General features: G+C 49.5%; 14 protein-coding genes. 1 reads left to right on the top strand and 13 read right to left on the bottom strand.

Annotated elements, in window-relative coordinates; genetic code table 11:
* Nucleotides 1-184 precede the first annotated feature (184 nt).
* The 11 genes from treR to JJQ72_RS01605 form a co-directional block, all read right to left on the bottom strand.
* Nucleotides 185-913, bottom strand: a complete 729-nt coding sequence (treR, locus tag JJQ72_RS01655) for a trehalose operon repressor (RefSeq protein WP_138226259.1) — start codon at nucleotides 911-913, stop codon at nucleotides 185-187.
* Nucleotides 914-980: 67 nt separating this feature from the next.
* Nucleotides 981-3,020, bottom strand: a complete 2,040-nt coding sequence (treP, locus tag JJQ72_RS01650) for a PTS system trehalose-specific EIIBC component (protein ID WP_208202510.1) — start codon at nucleotides 3,018-3,020, stop codon at nucleotides 981-983.
* Nucleotides 3,021-3,057: 37 nt separating this feature from the next.
* A complete protein-coding gene (gene treC / locus JJQ72_RS01645) occupies nucleotides 3,058-4,767 on the bottom strand; it encodes an alpha,alpha-phosphotrehalase (RefSeq protein ID WP_208202509.1) in 1,710 nt (569 codons plus the stop codon).
* A gap of 204 nt (nucleotides 4,768-4,971) precedes the next feature.
* Nucleotides 4,972-7,290, bottom strand: a complete 2,319-nt coding sequence (locus JJQ72_RS01640; protein ID WP_208202508.1) for a DUF4962 domain-containing protein — start codon at nucleotides 7,288-7,290, stop codon at nucleotides 4,972-4,974.
* 45 nt (nucleotides 7,291-7,335) lie between these two features.
* The gene (locus tag JJQ72_RS01635) at nucleotides 7,336-8,103 is read right to left on the bottom strand and encodes an SDR family NAD(P)-dependent oxidoreductase (RefSeq protein ID WP_208202640.1); all 768 of its coding nucleotides are present in this window, start codon (nucleotides 8,101-8,103) and stop codon (nucleotides 7,336-7,338) included.
* Entirely contained in the window at nucleotides 8,103-9,920 is a 1,818-nt protein-coding gene (locus JJQ72_RS01630; protein ID WP_208202507.1) for a cache domain-containing sensor histidine kinase, read from the bottom strand. Before JJQ72_RS01630 ends, JJQ72_RS01635 begins: the two co-directional genes overlap by 1 nt.
* Nucleotides 9,917-10,954: a response regulator transcription factor gene (locus tag JJQ72_RS01625; RefSeq protein ID WP_138226264.1), complete on the bottom strand. Its 1,038-nt coding sequence runs from the start codon at nucleotides 10,952-10,954 to the stop codon at nucleotides 9,917-9,919. The genes JJQ72_RS01630 and JJQ72_RS01625 overlap by 4 nt, the downstream gene beginning before the upstream one ends.
* 35 nt (nucleotides 10,955-10,989) lie before the next feature.
* Nucleotides 10,990-12,570: an extracellular solute-binding protein gene (locus tag JJQ72_RS01620; protein WP_208202506.1), complete on the bottom strand. Its 1,581-nt coding sequence runs from the start codon at nucleotides 12,568-12,570 to the stop codon at nucleotides 10,990-10,992.
* A gap of 164 nt (nucleotides 12,571-12,734) precedes the next feature.
* Entirely contained in the window at nucleotides 12,735-13,613 is an 879-nt protein-coding gene (locus JJQ72_RS01615; protein ID WP_138226266.1) for a carbohydrate ABC transporter permease, read from the bottom strand.
* 13 nt (nucleotides 13,614-13,626) lie between these two features.
* The gene (locus tag JJQ72_RS01610) at nucleotides 13,627-14,580 is read right to left on the bottom strand and encodes an ABC transporter permease (RefSeq protein WP_233281003.1); all 954 of its coding nucleotides are present in this window, start codon (nucleotides 14,578-14,580) and stop codon (nucleotides 13,627-13,629) included.
* Nucleotides 14,573-14,779: a tautomerase family protein gene (locus JJQ72_RS01605; RefSeq protein ID WP_138226267.1), complete on the bottom strand. Its 207-nt coding sequence runs from the start codon at nucleotides 14,777-14,779 to the stop codon at nucleotides 14,573-14,575. The genes JJQ72_RS01610 and JJQ72_RS01605 overlap by 8 nt, the downstream gene beginning before the upstream one ends.
* A 314-nt stretch (nucleotides 14,780-15,093) precedes the next feature.
* On the opposite strand from JJQ72_RS01605, the gene JJQ72_RS01600 reads away from it, so the two are divergent.
* Complete coding sequence (locus tag JJQ72_RS01600) at nucleotides 15,094-16,032, top strand: polysaccharide lyase family 7 protein (protein ID WP_138226268.1); 939 nt, start codon at nucleotides 15,094-15,096, stop codon at nucleotides 16,030-16,032.
* A gap of 281 nt (nucleotides 16,033-16,313) precedes the next feature.
* Here JJQ72_RS01600 and JJQ72_RS01595 read toward each other — a convergent pair whose 3' ends face one another.
* Together JJQ72_RS01595 and JJQ72_RS01590 are read right to left on the bottom strand one after the other, a co-directional pair.
* Nucleotides 16,314-19,376: a PAS domain S-box protein gene (locus tag JJQ72_RS01595; protein WP_208202505.1), complete on the bottom strand. Its 3,063-nt coding sequence runs from the start codon at nucleotides 19,374-19,376 to the stop codon at nucleotides 16,314-16,316.
* Nucleotides 19,377-19,665: 289 nt separating this feature from the next.
* Nucleotides 19,666-20,394, bottom strand: a complete 729-nt coding sequence (locus JJQ72_RS01590; protein ID WP_243895792.1) for a sulfite exporter TauE/SafE family protein — start codon at nucleotides 20,392-20,394, stop codon at nucleotides 19,666-19,668.
* Nucleotide 20,395: the final 1 nt, after the last annotated feature.

Below are 20,395 nucleotides of genomic sequence, written 5' to 3'. Positions count from 1 at the left end.
AAACTTGGATGCGAAGATTGTAAACTGATGTCGAAACTGATCATTTTTATGAAAACGATGAAAACGCCAAAAAAGCGGCAGGCCGCCAGGGTTACCCCTCTCGTCCACCGCTTTTCTTTTGCACACCACTCTAAGCCTGGCTTACATTGTGTTAACAAATATCATGATAAAGCTCACGAATTCATCAATCTGTTAACGAGGTCCTTCTCGCAAAATCAACAAACTGGAATTTATCCAGCCGGTGCCGTGACTCACTGTACTGAAAGAGCGTTGTATCCTCCAGATGGACATATCCTCGAACGGCCACCACATGACGATCATCTCCCAAATCCATATAGGCAGCATCCCGTTCATTCACGCTCTCTACCGTAATGACCTTCTCGGCATAGCTGATTTTCAGCTGCAGCTCTTGCTCCAGATAGGCATAAATCGAATCTGCGGCAATCTCTGGATTCAGATGATCGACGACCTTAGCGTTTAGATAGTCAATATCCAGAATGACGCGTTCTCCGTCGATTTCACGAGCCCGGATGACCTTCCATACCCGCTGATCCGGACGGCACTTCAGCTCTTTTCCGATCACTTCTCCAGCCGGGATCTGTTCAACAGCGTAGACAAGAGTCCGGCTTGGCTTGCCCAGCGCCTTGGAAAGCTCTTTGTAGCTAACAAGGCCTGAGATCGGGAATTTCAGCCGGCTTTTCTCCAGAACAAAAGAGCCTTTACCCTTCACCTTATGGATGTAGCCGTTCTGGGCCAACAGATTTAGTCCCTTCCGGACGGTTTCACGGGTTGTTTCATACACGGCGGACAGCTCGTGCTCTGAAGGCAGCTTGCTGCCCGGAGGCAGCAAACCGGATTCAATGTACTGCGCGTAGTCCTTATATAGACTTAGAAAAATATTATTGTTTCTCATGTTAATCACCATCGGTTATTGTAACATGTTTAACGATCAGCTTTCAGCCTGAATCCCCGTCAATGGCTTACGTACCTTGAGTGTAGGCAATACGGAGAATGGTGCTCTCGCCCTGTATGGCTTCGCCAGGAAGCTCCTCCACATTGTTAATCTGCTCCTGGCCGTCCGGTATAATAATTGGCGTGATGATTGGCAAGCCTGCCGATTGAATGACATCCATATCAAACTCCAGCAGCAGCTGACCCTTCGATATGCTAGCCCCGGTTTCCACATGGGCAGTAAAGGGTCTTCCTTTCAGGGAGACGGTATTTATCCCGACGTGAATCAGCACCTGAAGCCCTTCTTCATTTTGCAAAATTAACGCATGCTTGCTCTTGATCAGATGGACTACTGTACCATCAAATGGTGCATACACCTTACCCTCTGCAGGAATGATCGCAATGCCTTGTCCCATCTGCTTCTCTGCAAAGGCCGGGTCCGGCACCTGAGACAAATTGACTGCCCTTCCGCTCAGCGGGGATGTCATTTCCAGCATGAACGAATTGTCCCCTGCCGTCTCTGCATCATCTGGATGAGTGACCGGCGGAGCTGAAGTCCCTGAAGCAGAGGCCCTCTCCTCGTCCTGCTTCCCGTCTGTGTTCATCAATACCGCCTCCTGAGGCTCGCAGTCCTCGGCGGCGGCCTTTTTCCGCAATCTTGCCATCTGCACCCGGCCATAGAGCAGGGTGCCCGTGAACGGCACGATGAGCACAATAGCCATCCCCAGGAAGAAGACCCCCCATTGGTTCGGGAATATGGATAAGAATCCGGGAATACCGCCCACCCCGATGGAAGAGGCGAGTACATTATTGACGGCAAGGAGAATGCCCGCGATTCCGGAGCCAATCAGGCCAAAAATGAAAGGATAGCGTAGGCGCAGATTAACCCCGAAAATGGCGGGCTCGGTCACGCCGAGGAACGCCGATACCGATGAGGTCACGGCCAGGCCCTTCGATTTCTGTTCCTGATACACGAACAGCATGGCCAGTGCCGCCGCACCTTGCGCAATGTTAGACAGCGCCAGCATCGGCCACAGGAAGGTGCCCCCTTCACTGCCGATCAGCTGCACGTCCACAGCGAGGAACGTATGGTGCATGCCGGTGATGACCAATACGGCGTACAAGCCGCCATAGATGAGACCGCCAAGCGCGGCAAAGGAATTAAAAATACTTACAAGACCCGAGGTCAGCATGTTGCCGATCGCAAATGTAACTGGCCCCACCAGAATGAAGGCCAGAAACCCGGTGACAAGCAGCGCAACCGGAGCTACCACCAGCAGCTTGATCGAATCGTGAACCCGCTTGTTCAGGAATCGCTCTAATTTGGCTAGAATGTATGCCGACACGAGTACCGGCAGCACCTGTCCCTGATAGCCAATGCTCTGCACCTCCAATCCGAACAAATTCCAGACCGGGACGGTTCCTTCCAGCTTCGCTTTGGCATAATCGTAGGCACTCATCAGGCCGGGATTGACCAGGATAAGACCGAGCACGATACCGAGCAATGGACTGCCGCCAAACTGCCGGGCAGCCGACCAGCCGATCAGGACCGGCAGAAAGGTGAACGCCGTGCTGGCAATCAGATTGATCATGGAAGCGACGTCCGTCCATTGCGGATGTACTTCAATCAGAGATTGCCCTTCATAGAAAATATCTGCGCCCGTCAGGATATTGTTCACGCCGAGCAGCAAGCCTGCCATAACGATGGCCGGAAGAATCGGGATGAATATATCAGCAAGCGTCTTGATTGCACGCTGAATCGGATTTTGCTTTTTACCCGCTAAATCCTTGACATCATCCTTCGAGGCACGGGTGCCTCCGGTGATTTGAATCATCTCTTCATACACCTGATCCACAAGGCCCGGTCCAATGACGACCTGGAACTGGCCTTGCGATGAGAACTGCCCTTTCACTAAGTCGTTCTGATCCAAAGCCTTTGCGTCCACTTTGCTTTCATCTGCCAACGCAAACCGCAGACGGGTGACACAGTGCGAAGCGGCTTCAATATTGTCCCTGCCGCCGACCGCTTGAACGATCTGCTCTACTTTAGCACGGTCGATTTTGACCATTGTCCTCTCTCCTGTCCTGTCAGAATATATAGATGGCCTATGTCAGCAGCCACATAAAAGAGCCATACGGCGCAAGCCGCACAATGACATCCAAGCGCGGAGCTTCCTTCACATTGCCGATCAGCAGCTTGGCATTCTCGAACGCATAGCCTGAGGCCTTTAAAGACTCCGGCAGGCGGAAGGAAATCTCCTGATCACTGAAATTGGAAATCACGACGAGCATTTCTCCAGCATTTCGCCTTGCATAAGCATAAATTTGCGGATGCCCTTCATCGAGCCGGATATAAGCACCATCTGTTAACACTGGCAGGCTTTTGCGAAGCTCAATCAGCTTGCGATAATGATGGTAAATGGACTCCGGGTCCTCCACCGCGAGGCGTGCATTGATGTCACGATACCGCTCATCGACCTTGATCCATGGGGTGCCTTTTGTAAATCCAGCCTGCTCCTGATTCTCCCAGGGCATTGGCAGCCGGGAATTGTCCCGGGAACGAACCTGAATAATGTGCTCTGCTTCTTCCGGAGATTTCCCCTTTTGCAGCAAAATATCGTACATATTCCTGGACTCGATGTCTCGAAATTCGTCCATGGAGTTCCATTTCGGGTCTGGCAATCCGATTTCCTCACCCTGATAGACGTACGGAGTACCCTGCAGCCCGTGAAGCGTCGTCGCCAGCAGCTTCGCGCTTTCTTGCCGATATCTGGTGTCATCTGTGAACCGGCTCAGTGCCCTCGGCTGATCATGGTTATTCCAGAACAGTGCGTTCCAGCCCCCGCCTTCCTGCATACCAATCTGCCAATAGGACAATATTCTCTTCAGCTCTTCAAAATCATAAGGCTTCAGCTCCCATTTCTGTCCGTTCGGGTAATCTACTTTCAGATGATGAAAGCTGAACGTCATCGAGAATTCATTCTCCTCCGGCCTGGAATAGCGGATGCAATGCTCCAGCGTGGTCGAGGACATCTCGCCGACCGTCACGAGATTGTAGGGACGAAATACCTTTTGATTCATTTCCTTGATATATTCATGAACCTTTGGCCCATCTGTGTAAAACTTGCGCCCATCTCCCGGGGAGGTCGAGCCGTCATCATCAGGAAAGCGGGGATCCTTCGAAATCAGATTAATGACATCCATCCGGAAGCCGTCCACTCCCTTTTCCGCCCAGAAGGTAAGAATATCCATAACCTCCTGCCGAACCTTCTGATTCTCCCAATTCAGATCCGCCTGGGTTTTATCAAACAGCGTGAGAAAATACTGTCCTGTTCCTTCATCGTATTGCCACGCAGGACCACCGAATTTTGACTGCCAGTTATTAGGTGGTCCTCCATCCTCGGCAGGATCCTTCCAGATATAATAATCACGATACGGGTTATCTTTAGAGGATCTCGCTTCTTTAAACCAGCGATGCTCTGTGGAGGAATGGTTGACGACAATATCAATCATCAGGTGCATATCCCGGCGCTTTAGCTGAAAGACCAGCTCGTCAAAATCCTCCATCGTACCGTATACGGGATCAATGGAGGTATAATCGGCAACATCGTAACCGTTATCATTCTGAGGAGAAATATATACCGGCTGCAGCCACACAATGTCAATGCCCAGCCCTCTGATATAATCCAGCTTCTCCGTTAGTCCTTTAATATCTCCAGTACCGCTGCCTGTTGTATCATTAAAGCTCTTGGGGTAAACCTGATATACGGTGGAGGTTCTCCACCAGTCCTTCCCCCGCTTGTCATCTCCGTTCATATAGGCCTGCCTCCTTCAATCATGTATATACAAGTTTTCAGATTCACATCATATACCTGTATATACAGGTTGTCAACGTATAAACATTTATACCCTGTCTTTGCCATTTCAAATACGCTATTCAAAAAAAAGGACCTTTGCGGAAATTTTCCGCAAAGGTCTTCAATATGGAAGAAACCTTAGAGAACCCTGACTAACGAGAAATTAATAGACTTTAGGAACCTGAACCTGCTGTGTCTGACCGTCCAGCGTGAAGTACAAATGAATACCGTGGTCTTGATCATCCATAAAATGTGAAACGTATTTCGGCTCCGACTTCTTCATCGGCACCAGTACGGATACGATGCGGTGCGCTGACGCTGAACGCGTAGTCGCCTTCAAATTCCAGTGAATGTCGAGACCTTCCAGCTCTGCCGGATCTACATTGGCAAAGGCATTACTTTGAGATAGCTCCAATTCCCCGGATGAGCAGTACACAAATTGAACATCCATATCTGCTTTAGTGCCCTCAACTCGGAACGCCTGATTCTTCAGCTTCATTTCATGCAGCGTGTGGAACAGCCAATCTACCCGGCCGGACTGCTCCAGATCAACCTGATCCACAATCACGGCATAGGATCCGCCGATGAAATAAATTTCGCGCTCATAACGCTTCAGGTAAGGAACCTCACTGCGATAAGCTTCGGTAGCATCCAGTCTCGTGTAGAGGTATGCACCCCGGTCTTCTGCGGTAACCACTTTACCGTAAGCTTCCATGTTCTTCACTTTGTCATTGTCGGCATATTGTCCCTTACCATCAATGAGCAGCGCATTCTTGGAGAGGGTATGTCTGCGCCAGTTGCGGTGAAGCGTACTGCCGAAGGCTCCGTAGTATCCACTTTGAATCGCCAGCGGCTCGCCGTAAGCATGCAGGATAAACGCATTTTGATCTCCATGGCTATGAGACAGGGAGCCATAGGAAGAGCTCTTGGTCAAGAGGAATACATGCTCTTCAGGATCATCCATGCGGGAATGCATAGCTACCCAGCCTACATCACGGAACCACTTCAGCGGAGCAGCGTCCTTTGGAGCCTCCGCCTGAACCTGCGGATAATCTGAACGGTAGATCAGCTCGTCAAAACGGAAATCCCACCAGCCGTAATTATAGAATTTGCTGTCTGCATCGGTGTCTTTCTCTTTCAGCTGCTCATAATACCATTGGTAGTATGGGTTGCCAGTAATGCCTGCAAATTGACGGATGTTCACTCCCGTCTTCAAGCTTGGCGGCTCACCCAGATTCGACATATCTCCGAAGCTAGCCCGGGCCGTATGCGGCGGAAATACATAGAGCGGGAAATCCCCGGTCTTGTCGAAGAATGGACGGGAATAAATATTGATGCCCGTATAATTTTTGAGCAGGTTCAAAGCGTCAATCAGGTAGGCCATACCGGTCGTCCAGTACATTGGACCCTCAGCCCAGCCGCCGTCTTCCCCGCCCCAAGGACTGTACAGGGTGGAGTAGTACTCAACCGTGTAATCCAGCCATTCCTGCGCTTTCGGCTCCTCGCCCAGCAAAGCGATACAGCATGGGACCAAGACTGAAGACAGCGAGCGGACGGCATGGCTGTCGTAAGGCACATGATGAATCTTGGAGCGTTCAATCACGTGGAAGGCTACCTGCTCGGTGCGACGGAACAGACTTTTCCGGACAAGATCCTTCTGATCGTCTGACAAGTATTCGTATAGCCAGTCATAGCCCCAGGCCAGTGCACCGGCAATACGGAATGCCACCTCATCGTTGTAATCCCGGGAGGTTGTGCCCTCAGTATCCCAGGAAGCAGCATGCACCAGCCACTCTACAGCCCGTTGAATCAGGTCTTCTTGCTTCAGCACAACACCGGCCACACTCAGGTGCCGAATTGCATACAGCACTTCCTGCGAATCCATGTACATTTTTCTCCACAGGACTGCGACTCTCTTATTGTCCGGATAAGGTGCAGGCTCGGCAATAAGCGGTCTGTCAATCCATGGCTTCACGGATTTCTCGTAGAATTCATCCCAGCCCGCAGACTGTGGATCCTCCTGAACCTGCTGCTGATATGTGTTCAACCGCTCCCGGTTCAGCCACAAGCGAGGATGCTCTGTCTTCACATGAGCATAGCGATCTGCTCTCGCCGGCAATGGCGTTTCCGGCAGGCCAGGAAGAACCTGGAATTCCCGAGTTTCACTCCAGTCCGTAGCCAGTGTGCTGGAGGACGCATGGGAATCTCCCAGCAGGGCATATCTCCAGTAATAGGTGCCCGGGGCAAGCACTTCATCCGGTGTGAAGAAATTGTAAGGAATCGGACTGTAGGTCAGTGTATCCTGATCCTTAAATTCACGCGATGAAGAAATTTGCAGGATGTATTGATCATCCTCAAGGCGGGCCGCCATCCAGGTGAATCTCGGCGGATTCTCGACCAGCTTGGTCTCCTGATCCGGCTTATATTGAACGGTCAGCTTACCGGATTTGGGTTGGTACAATGCACTGTTACCTGAAATCATTACAGATTACCTCCTTAGAATTGCGTGCTCATTGATGGTTTCTTTTTAACGCATGAACATTCCGCCGTTAACCTCAAGCGTCTCGCCGGTAATGTATGAACCGAGATCAGAGACGAAATAGATGACCGCAGAAGCCACATCATCCGGATGTCCTTCACGTCCAAGCGGGATGCTGTTAATTGTCGCCTGTCTTGCACTATCCGGTGTAAACGTTGCATGGAAGGCGGTGTTTCCGATAAAGCCCGGAGAAATACAGTTAACAGTAATACCATCCGGACCCAGTTCCTTGGCCAAGCCCTTGGAGTAGGAGATCACGGCTGCTTTACTTGCCGCATAGATACTGGCTCCAGCACCGCCGCCGTTGTGGGCGGCTACAGAGGTCATATTAACAATTCTTCCGGATTTTTTCTCCTTCATGCCGGCAAGCACAGCACGGGTTACAAAGACCGTGCTCTTCATATTGACGTCCATGACCTGATTGTAATGCTCCTCTGTCATGACATCGTTGGCAACCCGCTTTACCAGATGACCGGCATTGTTAATCAAAATGTCTACAGTTCCACCCAGCTGCTCCTGAATGCCCTGAATCATTGCTTCAACCTGGTCAATTCGAGTCACATCTGCCTGAAATAGCGCAGCCTCACCGCCAGCCTCCCGAATCTGGGCTGCAACCTGCTCGGCATCCTCTGCACTGCTTCTGTAATTGATGGCTACCTTCGCACCCGCTTGGCTCAGCATTAACGCACAGGCTCTGCCGATCCCGCCGCTCGCCCCTGTTACCAATGCAATTTTTCCTGTCAAATCCAAGTTAATCATGTAGAAATCCTCCTCTTTTTTTGTTGTTCCGGCATTTTCATCACAAACCGGGTCCCCTTGCCTTCTTCACTTTCTACAAACAGTCCGTACTCATCCCCAAACACCAGCTGAATCCGCCGATGCACATTCATCAGCCCGATCCCGCCGTGATGATACACCGTATCCTTCGGCGCCTCAGCCAAACGGTTTTGGCGCAGGCGCTCCTGCAGCTTTTGTAGCTGCTCCGAAGTCATACCGACACCATTGTCTTCTACCATGACGTAGAAGCATTGATTCTCAATTTTGGCGTCGATCCGAATCCGATGGTAATCCTCCATCCCGTCAGGAAATGCGTGTTGGAAAATATTTTCCACCAATGGCTGTAAGGTAAGCCGGACGCATTTCTCCAGCAGCAGCTCGGGATCTATATCTACATCGATCTCGATCTCTCTCCCGCTGCGGTGCTTTAGAATAATTAAATAATTACGGACATGGTTCAGCTCATTTGCGATTGTTATCTCTTCCAGATTCGTCTGGATGGAATATCGCAGCATATAGGACATCGCTTCCACAATTTCAGAAATCTCACCGGAGTGCTGCACGATAGCATAACCGTTTACAGTAGCCAGCGTATTGTATAAAAAGTGTGGATTAATCTGCAGCTGAAGGGCTTGGAATTCCGCTTTTTGACGTTCCAGCGAGGATTCCTGCAGCTCAAGTTCAGCCTTCTGATTGGCCAGCTCCGTTTCATAAACCTTCTCGATCATTTCTGACAATCTGGAAACCATGATATTGTAGCTGTGCATCAAACCGCCGATCTCATCAGTCCGATGAACCCCTTGGATTTGCTGCCAATTTCCTTTCTCAGTCTGGCGCATACTGCTGTTTAACCGGCGAATCGGAGAAACGATAGAATGTCCGAACCGGAAAGCCAGCCATGCGGCCAGTGCCAATGTAATCAGTCCTACAGTGATGGTTGTGGAACGGATAGAGTTTACAGGCTCCCGCAGCTCCTTTACCGGAATGGAAACGGTCAGCTTCCATCCTGATTCCAAGGATGATCGGGTAACGAATAAACGATGATCATCACCATTACCTGAAATAAAGCTTTCCTCTTCCCCATCCAGCACCTTGGACTTTAATTCTTCGTCCGCCTTCTGTCCAATCAAGGAAGATTCCGGATGATATACATATCGTCCAAGCTCATCCAGGACAAAGAAATAACTGTCCTTCCCCAAATCCTTCTGCTGCCACATTTGTGTCAGCTCCTGCACATTCAGCTCCACCGCCAGGACCCCTGTGGGCTCATAACTAGAGAAGCCTCGAACTCTTCTCGCAAGTGTAACGATATTGGTCTTGTTTGAAGCAATTCGGTCATTCAGAACGACAATGCCTCCCTCAGCAGGCGTGCGCTCCCATAGCCATTCCAGCCGTTTTTCCACATGGATGGAGCTGTCATTAACGACAGCCCGCCCATTTTTTCCGATCAGATAAATCTGATGAATCTGTGGATATTGAACAAATAAAGGCTCCAGGGCGTGGCGCCGAATCTGGGAGGAATAATAAAAGTAGGAGTAGCTGTCGGTATAGTCCATATCCAGGAAATACTTGATATCCCAGCTGGACAGCATAGAGCTGCTAACATCCTTATAGCGATCCAAAAAGATATCCGTCTGATAAGCCATATTCGTAGTCATCTGGGAAATATACTTCTCCATTTGGCGGTCAAGCGCTCGTGAGGCTTTAAAATAAGAGAACAATCCCAGGCTTGTCAAGGAAAGTATGATCACAATAAGGAAGTAAAGAAACACCTGGCGGGCAAGTGAAGCTTTCATCCATTCATCCCCAGGCTCTGCCGGAATTCGGAAGGTGAAACACCGGTATATTTCTTAAACGTCTTAGTAAAATGTGAATGATCAGCGTAGCCAATGTCATAGGCAATATCCGTGATCCGGTAGTGCGGCTGCTGAAGCAGCTTTTTGGCTCTCTCCATCCGCCGCCGGATCCGGTACTGCACAAAGGTTTCTCCTGTCGACTGCTTAAACATCTGCGAGAAATAAGACGGGTTGAGTCCCAGAATGTCCGCCACTTCCTCCAGCGAGGATTCCCTGGCGAGATGAGCTTCAATATACCGCTTGGATTCTTCCACCGGGTCCTTGACATGACCGCGACGCTTGCTTTGCAGCTGATCTATAAACAGATTCAGCGCGTCTTGAAGTCTAGGGTACAGCTCTCGTCCTTCATGAAACATGAGCTCTGTATTGACTTGGAATGCATAAATATCTCTTGCGTTTAGCTTTTTCAGAACCAATCCGTACAAGGCCTGAAGCAGCTCCTGTTGTTGCTTCTCTCCTAATCCATATCCCATAAATTCTTGTTCACAATCCTTAAGCAGCTTGTTCAGCTGCTCCTTGCTGAGGGACCAGATTGCCTGCTCCATCGCGTGGGCAACCTCCTCCAGGCGAACCGGAGAAATATAGGTGGATTTCTTTTTTTTACGTGCCGCTGCAGCCATTTTCTCCAGAACATGATGGACCTTGTCTCGGGAAACGGGTTTAAGCAGGTATTCCTTCACGCCTAGAGACATGCACTGCTGAGCATATTCAAAATCACCATAACCGGATACAACAGCAATCTGAACACTTGAATCCTGTTGGAACAAATGTCGGCACAGCTCAATTCCATTCATCTTGGGCATCCGAATATCCGTAAATATAAAATCAGGAAGGCCCTCCTCCAATATTCCAAGCGCTGCGGCTCCGTTCTCGGCAGTCTTGACGTCCACAATGAGATCCTTCCTCTCAGAGATTAATACGGACAGACTTTGCCTGATCATCGGCTCATCATCAACTATCAGCACTCGGTACATGTTATTGGGCCTCCTTCAGTTCATTCAGTCAGGGTTTAGCGGCGCGGCTCAAGCACCCCTTGTTGATTGTTGTATTTCTCGGTTGCTTCCTTGATGACCTCGTCGCCGCCTTTGGATTTCCACTCTTCTACCGCCTTCGGCCAGTCACTTACCGGCTCTTTGCCGTATACAATCTTGACCATGTGGTTCAGAATGACCGGTGGAGCCTGGTCAGAGATCGGGGAAATATCCGGATTTTTCTGGAATGCGTCCAAACGCGGCTCGAAGGAGATTCCATCACGTCCTTCTTTCGCCAGGACATCGTCATATACCTTTATTAGCTTCTGTCCTTGTTCAGACAGCTCCAGCGTACCTTTGTTGTACGTGGTGTCCTGTACCATCCACAAGAAGGCTTGACGGTAGCGCTCTTCGTCTACTTCCTGCGGTGTTACTGGTGCCTTGTAATTGATCTTTCCATTCTCAACCGTGTAATTCTCTCCCTCGATCCCGAAGCTGAAAAACTTCTCTGCTTCCTCACTCACCATCCAGTCAAAGAACTGAATGATCTTTTCTGGATTCTCAACTTTCTGATTAATGAAGTAGGCTCTAGATACCGAACCATACAGATAATGTCCGCCGGAGCCGTCAGGTCCTACCGGAGATGGGATGATGGCTACCTTTGCATCAGGAACCGCTGCCTTCAGCTGCTGCTCCCATTGGAGAAGCTCATTAGCATTCATCGTCCAGATCCCTGCTTTGCCGGACAAAATCGTCTCTTTAAACTTCGTCGGGTTAATCGTTGCGAATTCCTTATTGATCAAGCCTTCGTCATACATTGTCTTATATGTGGTCAGTGCTTGCATCATGTTTTCATTGTCCATGAATTTCGGCACGATCTGATCGCCTTGCTTCTCGAACATGGATTGATACGGGAATACATCGTAGGCTCCGAAGAACGTATCGGAATAACGGAAGTTTTCTCTTCCCATATATGGATTCTCAACGCCCATTTCTTTAAACTTTCTCATGACGTTCATGTAATCGTCTACCGTTACAGGAACTGGAAGCCCTGACTTCTCCAGCAGATCCATACGGATCCAGGTTGCTCTCCGGGATGGATTGGACAGCCACTCCGGAATGCCATAAATCTTGCCTTCGTAGGAAACGTTAGCCCACACGTCCTTCGGAATAACCTTCAGCAGGTTCTGACCGTGCTCCTGTAGCAAATCATCTAGAGGCTGGAACACGCCGGCTTGTACAGATCCGCCCATTTCCTTGCCGTTTACGCCGCCGCTGCCCTGAACGACATCAGGAATGTCATTAGTCGCAAACATTTGGAGCATCTTCTGCTCATAATCCTTATGGGGAACCAGCACGATATCCAGGTCCGTATTCGTAATCTCCTCCAGCTTCTTCACCCATTTATCTTCATTGATATTAGGTGACTTCTCTACGTGGTTGAATGCCAGTGTACGCATCGAGATCGAGAATTCTGCTTTACCTTGATCGGTGCCCTCTGCTGCCTTGCCTTCACTGTTGGTGGCGGGCTTCTCTGGCGTTGCCGCTTCTTGTGCGCAGCCTGTCAGCGTACCGAGCGCTAACAATGCTGCGAGTGTGAATGATCCCCATTTTTTCATGTCCGTTACCCCTCTTTTCCTTAAATTGATTATACGTCATAAGCGACTATGAAGATAGCGCTTTCAACGAGTTGATTTCACTCTAGCTTTTTTCCAAATCATGGCGCCATGGAGAGTTTGAGATGGTCTCGTGTTTTCTTTAGGTGCCATTTTAGAAATCAGGATCAGGATTTAACGGAACCCAGCATCAGGCCTTTTACGAAATGACGCTGCAGGAAAGGATAGATCATGATGATTGGAATCGTTGCGACGATAATAACCGCCATCTTGATTCCTTCCGGAGATGAATGGGCCAGATCACTAAACTGCGATGCCGACGGATCGATCGAAATATCGTCCGTGGTAATCATCTGACGCAGCTTGACCTGCAGCGGCCACAGGCTTGGCTTGTTAATATAGTACAGGGCCGACTGGAAGGTATTCCAGTGTCCTACTGCATAAAAGATACCAAGAGACGCCATAACTGGCTTCGAGAGCGGCAGCACGATGTTCCACAGGATCCGGAGCTCTCCACAGCCGTCAATCCGGGAAGCATCAATGAGCTCGCTTGGAATCTGCATGAAGAAAGATCTCATGACGAAGAAGTTAAAAGCAGATATCGCTCCCGGAATCATCAAGGACCACAAGGAGTTCATCATTCCCAGTTCCTTGATCAGGATAAAGTTAGGAATGAGCGGTGCACTGAATACCATTGTGATCAACACCAGCATAACCACGTATTTTCTGCCGACGAATTCCTGTCGGGAAACGGGATAGGCCAGCGAAGCAGTAGCCGCCAGATTAATCAGTGTACCAAGCACGGTAATATAAATGGTGACCGCGAAGGAACGCCAGATGGAAGCATCACTGAATACGTACAGATAGTTCGTAAAGGTGAACTCTACCGGAAAAAAGGTAACCCTGCCCGTCGTAACCGCCAGCGAAGAGCTGAAGGATTGGGCCAATACGTTTACAAATGGCAGAAACATACAGAGCGCGATGGCAGTAAGCAGAATAATATTGAAAACGTTAAATATCTTCTGTCCTTGAGTTGCATGATTCATTGTCCTTCACCTCCTAGTACAAGCTCTCGCCGGTTGTTTTTTTACTGATAAGGTTCCCAATATAGACCAGCATCAAGCCGACTACGGATTTGAACAATCCCATGGCTGTCGTATAGCTGTACTGCTGCTGCAGTAAACCGGCTTTATAAATATAAGTATCAAGAATTTCACCGTTCTCCGTGTTCAGCGGATTCAGGAATACAATAACGCGTTCAAAGCCGAAGTCCATAAATTTACCGATATGCAGCAGGAACAAAATCATAATCGTCGGCAGCAAAGCCGGCAATGTAATCGATAAGGTCTGTTTCCAGCGTCCTGCTCCATCGACCTCCGCTGCTTCATACAGATCCGGATTGATACCGGCAAGCGCTGCGAGATAAATAATGGTGCCATAGCCGCTGTCCCGCCAAATTCCGGACGTAATCAGAATGGAGCGAATGTAGGATTCTTCACCCAGGAAGTAGATCGGGTCGATTCCGAACCAGCCCAGGAAGGTGTTGACCACCCCGGTGGAGGGAGACAGGATACCGACCGCAACCCCGCTGACAACGACCCAGGAAAGAAAATGGGGCATATACACAACGGTTTGCAGTACTCTTTTGTAAAAAATCAGCCGCAGCTCATTCAGCAGCAGTGCCAAAATAATAGGCGCCGGGAATGCAAGCAGCGTATCATACAAGCCGATTAACAAGGTGTTGCCCAGAATACGCATGAAGTCATAATGCTCAAACATGGTGCGAAAATGCTCCAGTCCTACCCACTCACTGTCCCACATGCCTTTGAAAATGTTGTAGTCCTGGAACGCGATTACCGATCCGAACAACGGTACATATTTGAACAGGATGAAATATAGGACGCCTGGCAGAGCCAGAATGTATAAGGTTTTATACTTCCACATGTAGGAGAAAATCGATCTCTCCTCCGGCCGAAGGGTTCTCGTATCTTGTGCTGTCAAGGACTTAGCCACGGCTGCCTCCTTCAAGCTCCTTCTGCTTCCTAAGATGCTCCGGTGCATTTTCGTCTACTGGAATTTCGTCGAAGGTGATCGAGATGAATTCCGGTTCTCTGTCGATAATGCGAGACAGCTCCCGGGTAAACGTTTCAACAATCTCTTCTTTCTGACTCTGGCTTCGACCCTCGTACATTTTTATGGTGATTTGTGGCATGCTGGTAAACTCCTTTCTTGGATAAATAATCTGTCCTGCAATTTATTGTAAGCACTTTCGTTTCCTCTATCTAGGGTCTCCCTTTTTGTGAATTGGTGTTTTTTTTAGGGTGTCGTAATGTGGAACTGGTTACGAATTCATTCTAAAATATTCCATATATCATCTATGGAAAACAACAGTATGTTCTTCCAGTATCTGATATTTTATAGGTAGGCGCAGGAGCAATGGCGCACTGTTGTAGAGAAAGGAGTGCGGCTCGCAGATTTTGCTACTCTTGTGAAATCATTCTTTACCATTAAAAAGGAGGAATTGTAATGATGAACTACCGTATCGCTCGGAAGACAGGAATCGCTGTATTGGGATCGGCCTTGCTGCTCGGCTCCGCGGGCTTAAGCACTGGAGCTTTAGCTGCCGAAGGAGAAATCCCATCTGCCCAGGCTGCTCCATCATCTCATTCTATGAATGCGCTTTCTCCAAGCCAGCCGCCTTCTCAGAATTTTAATCTTACGAAATGGAAGCTTACGCTGCCTGACGCTTCGGAGATTACTAACCTCAGTAATTACAGCAACGCCAAATGGTTCTATACGGATTCCGCGACAGGCGGTATGGTATTTGTGGCTCCGAACCTGGGCAGTACGACGACCAACAGCAGCTACACCCGTTCCGAGCTTCGGGAAATGCTGAACGCTTCGGCGGGCACCACCTCGTATGGTAACAACTGGGTGACCTCTACCTCCTCTTCTTCAATTAAGGCTCAGGCCGGCGGAGTAGACGGCACCATGAAAGCTACGCTGCGAGTAGACCGCGTCTCAACCAGTGGAGATACCTCCAAGCTCGGCCGTGTCGTTGTAGGCCAGATTCATGGACCGGATACAGAGCCGATTCGCTTGTATTTCCACAAGCGTCCCAGCGACAGCAAGGGTGCCATTTACTTTGGCACGGACGATCTGAACAATAACAACACATGGGTCAATGTTCTCGGAGGACCATCCAGCCTCAATCCTTCCAATGGCATTGCACTGGGCCAGAAATGGAGCTATGAAATCAAGGTTGTCGGCTTGAAAATGACGGTCAAGGTAACTCCGGAGGGTGGATCAACAACAACCGTCAACTATAATCTGCCGTCAGGCTATAACAACAAATATCTGTATTACAAGGCTGGCGTCTATAACCAAAACAATACGGATACTACAAGCGACAAGTCCGATCATGTAAAGGCCACCTTCTTCTCGCTCACACATGTTCATCCGTAAGCGATAAGGGATTCATCAGGAGCTTGTTCGGGTTACGGCGCTTTAATTGCATAGGTACATGCTCCGCAGACGCTCGCACTGCGCAGGGAAGCTTTGGTCCCTGCCTGTGCGAGCTTTTTACGGGTTTAGTCATTTCCCCAGCCTTCGATGTGATTGGTGCTTCCCTCTCCAGGCGCACCAAAAAAACCGCATAGCCTGGGTTTACCCGAGCTACGCGGTTTATCATGTTTATTATACGTAGAGGCTGTAGCCTCCCTTGCGAATGATGATGGTAAGAGCTTTTAATGAAACCATCGGTTTAATACGCGCTTGATCTCTGATACGTAGACAGGCTTGCTAATAAAATCATGCATCCCGCAATCCAGGCAAGCTTCCCGGTCGTTCTGCTGCGCAAAGGCGGTAACCGCAACGATAATCGGCGAGCGGCCGTCCTTGCTCTGCTGGAGAATCGCCTGCGCGGCCTCGAAGCCGTTCATTTCCGGCATCTGAATGTCCATAAAGATGATATCATACCGCTGTTCTTCATAAGCCTTAACGGCTTCCCTTCCATTCTCTGCCTGATCCGTGTGCAGCCCGAATTTCCCAAGCATTTTGGACAGCAAGGTCCGGTTAATCAGATTGTCATCCGCAATCAAGGCCCGCAAGGCGTAAGAGCTCCGTGCAGAGGAGTCGGATTCGGGCTCTGGAAGCCGAGGCTGACTGGAGGGCGTTGCCGCCAGCTCACTGTCTTTGTTACGACCCATAAACGGCAGGCTAAAATAAAAGCTTGACCCTGTCCCCTCCCTGCTCTGCATTCCGATCGTTCCACCCATCAGCTCAACCAGTTTTTTGCAAATAGCCAGCCCCAGCCCTGTGCCGCCATATTTCAAATTAATCGACGGATGCAGCTGGGAGAAGGATTGAAAGAGCTGGTCGCGCCGCTCTTCCGGGATACCGATTCCGGTGTCCGTCACGGAGACTGTAAACCATCCGCCTGAGTGTATGGAGGAGGCATATTCATATTTAACGTGAATTCGGATGCTTCCCTCCTCCGTAAATTTCACCGCATTGCCAACAAGGTTCACCAGCACCTGCCGGAAGCGGCCCTCGTCTCCTTCCACAAGGACCGGGACCTTGTCCTCAATGTCTGCCTCAAGAGAGATTCCTTTCTCATTTGCGCGCGGAAGGAACAAATCTACCACACTGCCAACTACAGAGTGCAGAGAGAACTGCTCGTGGCTCAGCTCCATCTTTCCGGCTTCCAGCTTGCTGAAATCCAGAATTTCATTCAGAATGCGCAGCAAAGCGTTGCAGCTCGTTTGTATCGTATTCAGATAGCTTCGCTGTTCCTCGGATAACAGTGTCTCATCCAGCAGATCGGCCATCCCCATGATGCCATTCATCGGGGTCCTTATCTCATGACTCATAATCGCCAGATATTCTGATTTGGCCCGGTCTGCCTTCTCTGCCATCTCCTTGGCCTTCAGAATTTCCTTCTCGGACGTAATATCCCGGAAGACGACAACGGCACCCTTCTGCACGCCTTTATCCCAGATCGGAGTCACCTGATAGTCTGCCAGGAAGCTTGAGCCATCCTTTCGAAGCAGTACAGCTTCACTGACGGCATATCTTCTGCCATCCTGAATGGCGCGGTAAACCCCCGCATTCTCAGACTGGAGAGCCACATTGGTCTGGAACTGCTTCATAAACTCATCATAGCTGTAGCCGCTAATTTCGCCTGGATCCATTTGAAGCATGTCGGCTCCAGCAGGATTAATGAAGATTGGCCGGGCCTCCTCATCGAAGCCGATAATGCCTTCATTGACACTGTTCAAGATCAGGTTATATTGATTACTCAGCTTCTCGATCTGCTCCAGATGCCGCTTGCGGTCTGTAATATCATAGGTGATGCCGTACACTCCAACGATCTCTCCATCGACCACAATCGGTATATTCGTCGAGTTAATTTCAACGAGATGACCGTCTTTATGAATGATTGTCAGATCATAGCTTTGCGGCTCTCCCTGCTTGGCCAGATTGAAATGATAGTTGGTTTTGTCCAGATCCTTCGGATGCACGAGCGGTCCCCAGTACATGCCGATTAAGTCCTCGAGGGTGTAGCCTGTGATTTTTTGGAGATTAGAATTGGCTGTTAAATAGTCGCCATTCAGGTTCATGGAATAAACGGCGAACGGATTATGATCGAATAAGGATCTATATCGCTGCTGATTCTCCTTCAGCATTTGCTCCGCCTTTCTCCGTTCTGTAATATCTCTCGATACGGAGATAACTGAGGTTATTTCACCCTTCTCGTTATATTGTCTGCGGCTGGAGGTTTCAATCCAGATATAATGTCCAGCTTTATGTAACGCTCTAAGAGTAATTCGGTCGTCCTCATGGATCCCTTCCCGGCCCAGAAACTCGGCAACCGGCTCCCGGTCATCCGGATGAATAATATCAAATGCAGGGATCCCGATGAGCTCCTCCGGCTCATAATTCAGCATGGATTTGCAGACCGGTGAGGAATACAGGACTGTAGCCGCTTCATCCGGTTTGTGAAGCGTAATCCAGTCGCCGGAGGTCTCCGCAATCAGACGGTACATGCGCTCGCTCTCCAGCATTTTCTCTTCCATTTCAGTGGATTCCGTGATGTCCTGAATAACGCCGAATACCCGATTTAATTGTCCATCCTCCGTCTTAAAGACGCCCCAAACACAGCGGAGCATGCGCCAGATCTCCCCGGGAAGCAGGATGCGAAACCGAATATCGCCGCCTTGCCCGGTCTTCGTACCAGTATTCAGCGTCTTGATTACAGTATCTACGTCTGAAGGGTGAATAAGGTCATAAAAGGGCTGCGGGGACTGCTCCAAAGCCTGTACCTTTCCAGTGACCATGTCGCGAATCTCCGGAGAGAAATATATTTTGCCGCTCTCAAAGTCCCAATCCCAATAACCAACCTGTACCATCGAGCGGGCATACGACCACATCAGCATCTTTCTTTTCTGCTCCGTCATGACCTTGGCGGTTGACATCGTTCCAGATTCGCCGTTCGGCAGCCTGTCGATCTCTCGCTCTTCCGCCTCGAACCAGAGGATCCGGCCGTCTTGATGAGACATGGTGCGCAAATGCAGCTCCTCAGACTCGATTTCTCCAAAATGATGAGCGTAGGAGCAATAAGGCACATCCCTTTTTAGCTCAAACTCACTTCGATGTCTGCCAATCATGTCCTCCTGAGCATACCCGAGGATTCTCAGACAAGATGGTGAAACATAAGCAATGGTCCCATCCTGCCGGTAAAAAATGACCAGCTCCTTCACATGGGACAGCCAAATCCCAGACCACTCATATTCCTGCTGTATGTTCATTGAACCCAGACTCCTTCCGACTACTGCCATTATGCTTATATAAAGAATGATCCTTCGCTAATTGGAGGGATACATGGGGTGCCGAGATCTGCCTGTTTATAGGGGGTTTTTCGATCGTCTGAGGACATCGTGCTGCCAATCATTCTTAATATGTACACCATAGAATAGACCTTCTACATTATATCTATAAGCTCCTATAGCGAAACTGAAACAGCTCAGACACACCTATATACGCAAGCATGAAAAAAAGAGGGTTCAAAAAGTACTAAAAAGGCGATTCCTGTCGCCATCAGAATAAGGACTGGATCAGCAGCCAGCCTCCCGAAATCAGAATGAATCCGAGAGCAAATCGTTTAAACCGCTGCTCGTTTAATCTTCGGACTGCCTTTAGCCCGATCAGTACGCCAATCAGCAGGCAAGGGATATACCATGCCGTTTGGAGCAGCACCGCTTCTGTAATTAATCCGCTATATACAAAAGTGCTGATGGTGACCAGATTTAATAGAATTCCGTATACATTGAGATTGGCTCGAAAAACCTGCTTGTCTACCCCTTGATTGGACAAAAACAATACGACCGGCGGTCCGCTCATGGAGATGCTGCCGTTCAAGAGTCCGGTCAGAATCCCTACCGGCACCATCCCTAGCCGCTCTCTCCGGATGGGATATGAACGTCCGGCCAGCAATAAACCGGCGGCCACGACGATGACTGCACCGCTTACCGCCTTCAGCAGGCCAGCCTCCACAACCAGCAGCAGCTTGGTTCCTAAAGGCGCAGCCAGTACGCTGCAAAGAATCAGAAGCCAGATGGATCTCAAATCGATAAAATCGCGTGTTTGTGTAAATATGACCAGGTTTGTACACAGGCTTAAAATAACCACAAGCGGTACAGCCTCCGTAAGCGGCACCAGCTGGGCCAAAAAAGGCAGTGTAATCAATGCAAAGCCGAAGCTCGTCAGGCCTTGAATAAAGCCAGCCAGCACAATGACGAGCATTCCTGTTATCCATAAAATGTCCAAG

The organism is Paenibacillus sp. F411, assembly GCF_017582705.1.
In the GTDB taxonomy this organism is placed as follows: domain Bacteria; phylum Bacillota; class Bacilli; order Paenibacillales; family Paenibacillaceae; genus Paenibacillus_AQ; species Paenibacillus_AQ algicola.
The sequence above is the reverse complement of the archived record's forward strand: the minus strand, read 5'-3'. Positions and strand labels throughout refer to the sequence as shown.

Coding starts and splice junctions, on each gene's coding strand:
- treR (WP_138226259.1), bottom strand. CDS start 913: ATGAGAAACAATAATATTTTTCTAAGTCTATATAAGGACTACGCGCAG.
- treP (WP_208202510.1), bottom strand. CDS start 3,020: ATGGTCAAAATCGACCGTGCTAAAGTAGAGCAGATCGTTCAAGCGGTC.
- treC (WP_208202509.1), bottom strand. CDS start 4,767: ATGAACGGAGATGACAAGCGGGGGAAGGACTGGTGGAGAACCTCCACC.
- JJQ72_RS01640 (WP_208202508.1), bottom strand. CDS start 7,290: ATGATTTCAGGTAACAGTGCATTGTACCAACCCAAATCCGGTAAGCTG.
- JJQ72_RS01630 (WP_208202507.1), bottom strand. CDS start 9,920: ATGAAAGCTTCACTTGCCCGCCAGGTGTTTCTTTACTTCCTTATTGTG.
- JJQ72_RS01625 (WP_138226264.1), bottom strand. CDS start 10,954: ATGTACCGAGTGCTGATAGTTGATGATGAGCCGATGATCAGGCAAAGT.
- JJQ72_RS01620 (WP_208202506.1), bottom strand. CDS start 12,570: ATGAAAAAATGGGGATCATTCACACTCGCAGCATTGTTAGCGCTCGGT.
- JJQ72_RS01615 (WP_138226266.1), bottom strand. CDS start 13,613: ATGAATCATGCAACTCAAGGACAGAAGATATTTAACGTTTTCAATATT.
- JJQ72_RS01605 (WP_138226267.1), bottom strand. CDS start 14,779: ATGCCACAAATCACCATAAAAATGTACGAGGGTCGAAGCCAGAGTCAG.
- JJQ72_RS01600 (WP_138226268.1), top strand. CDS start 15,094: ATGATGAACTACCGTATCGCTCGGAAGACAGGAATCGCTGTATTGGGA.
- JJQ72_RS01595 (WP_208202505.1), bottom strand. CDS start 19,376: ATGAACATACAGCAGGAATATGAGTGGTCTGGGATTTGGCTGTCCCAT.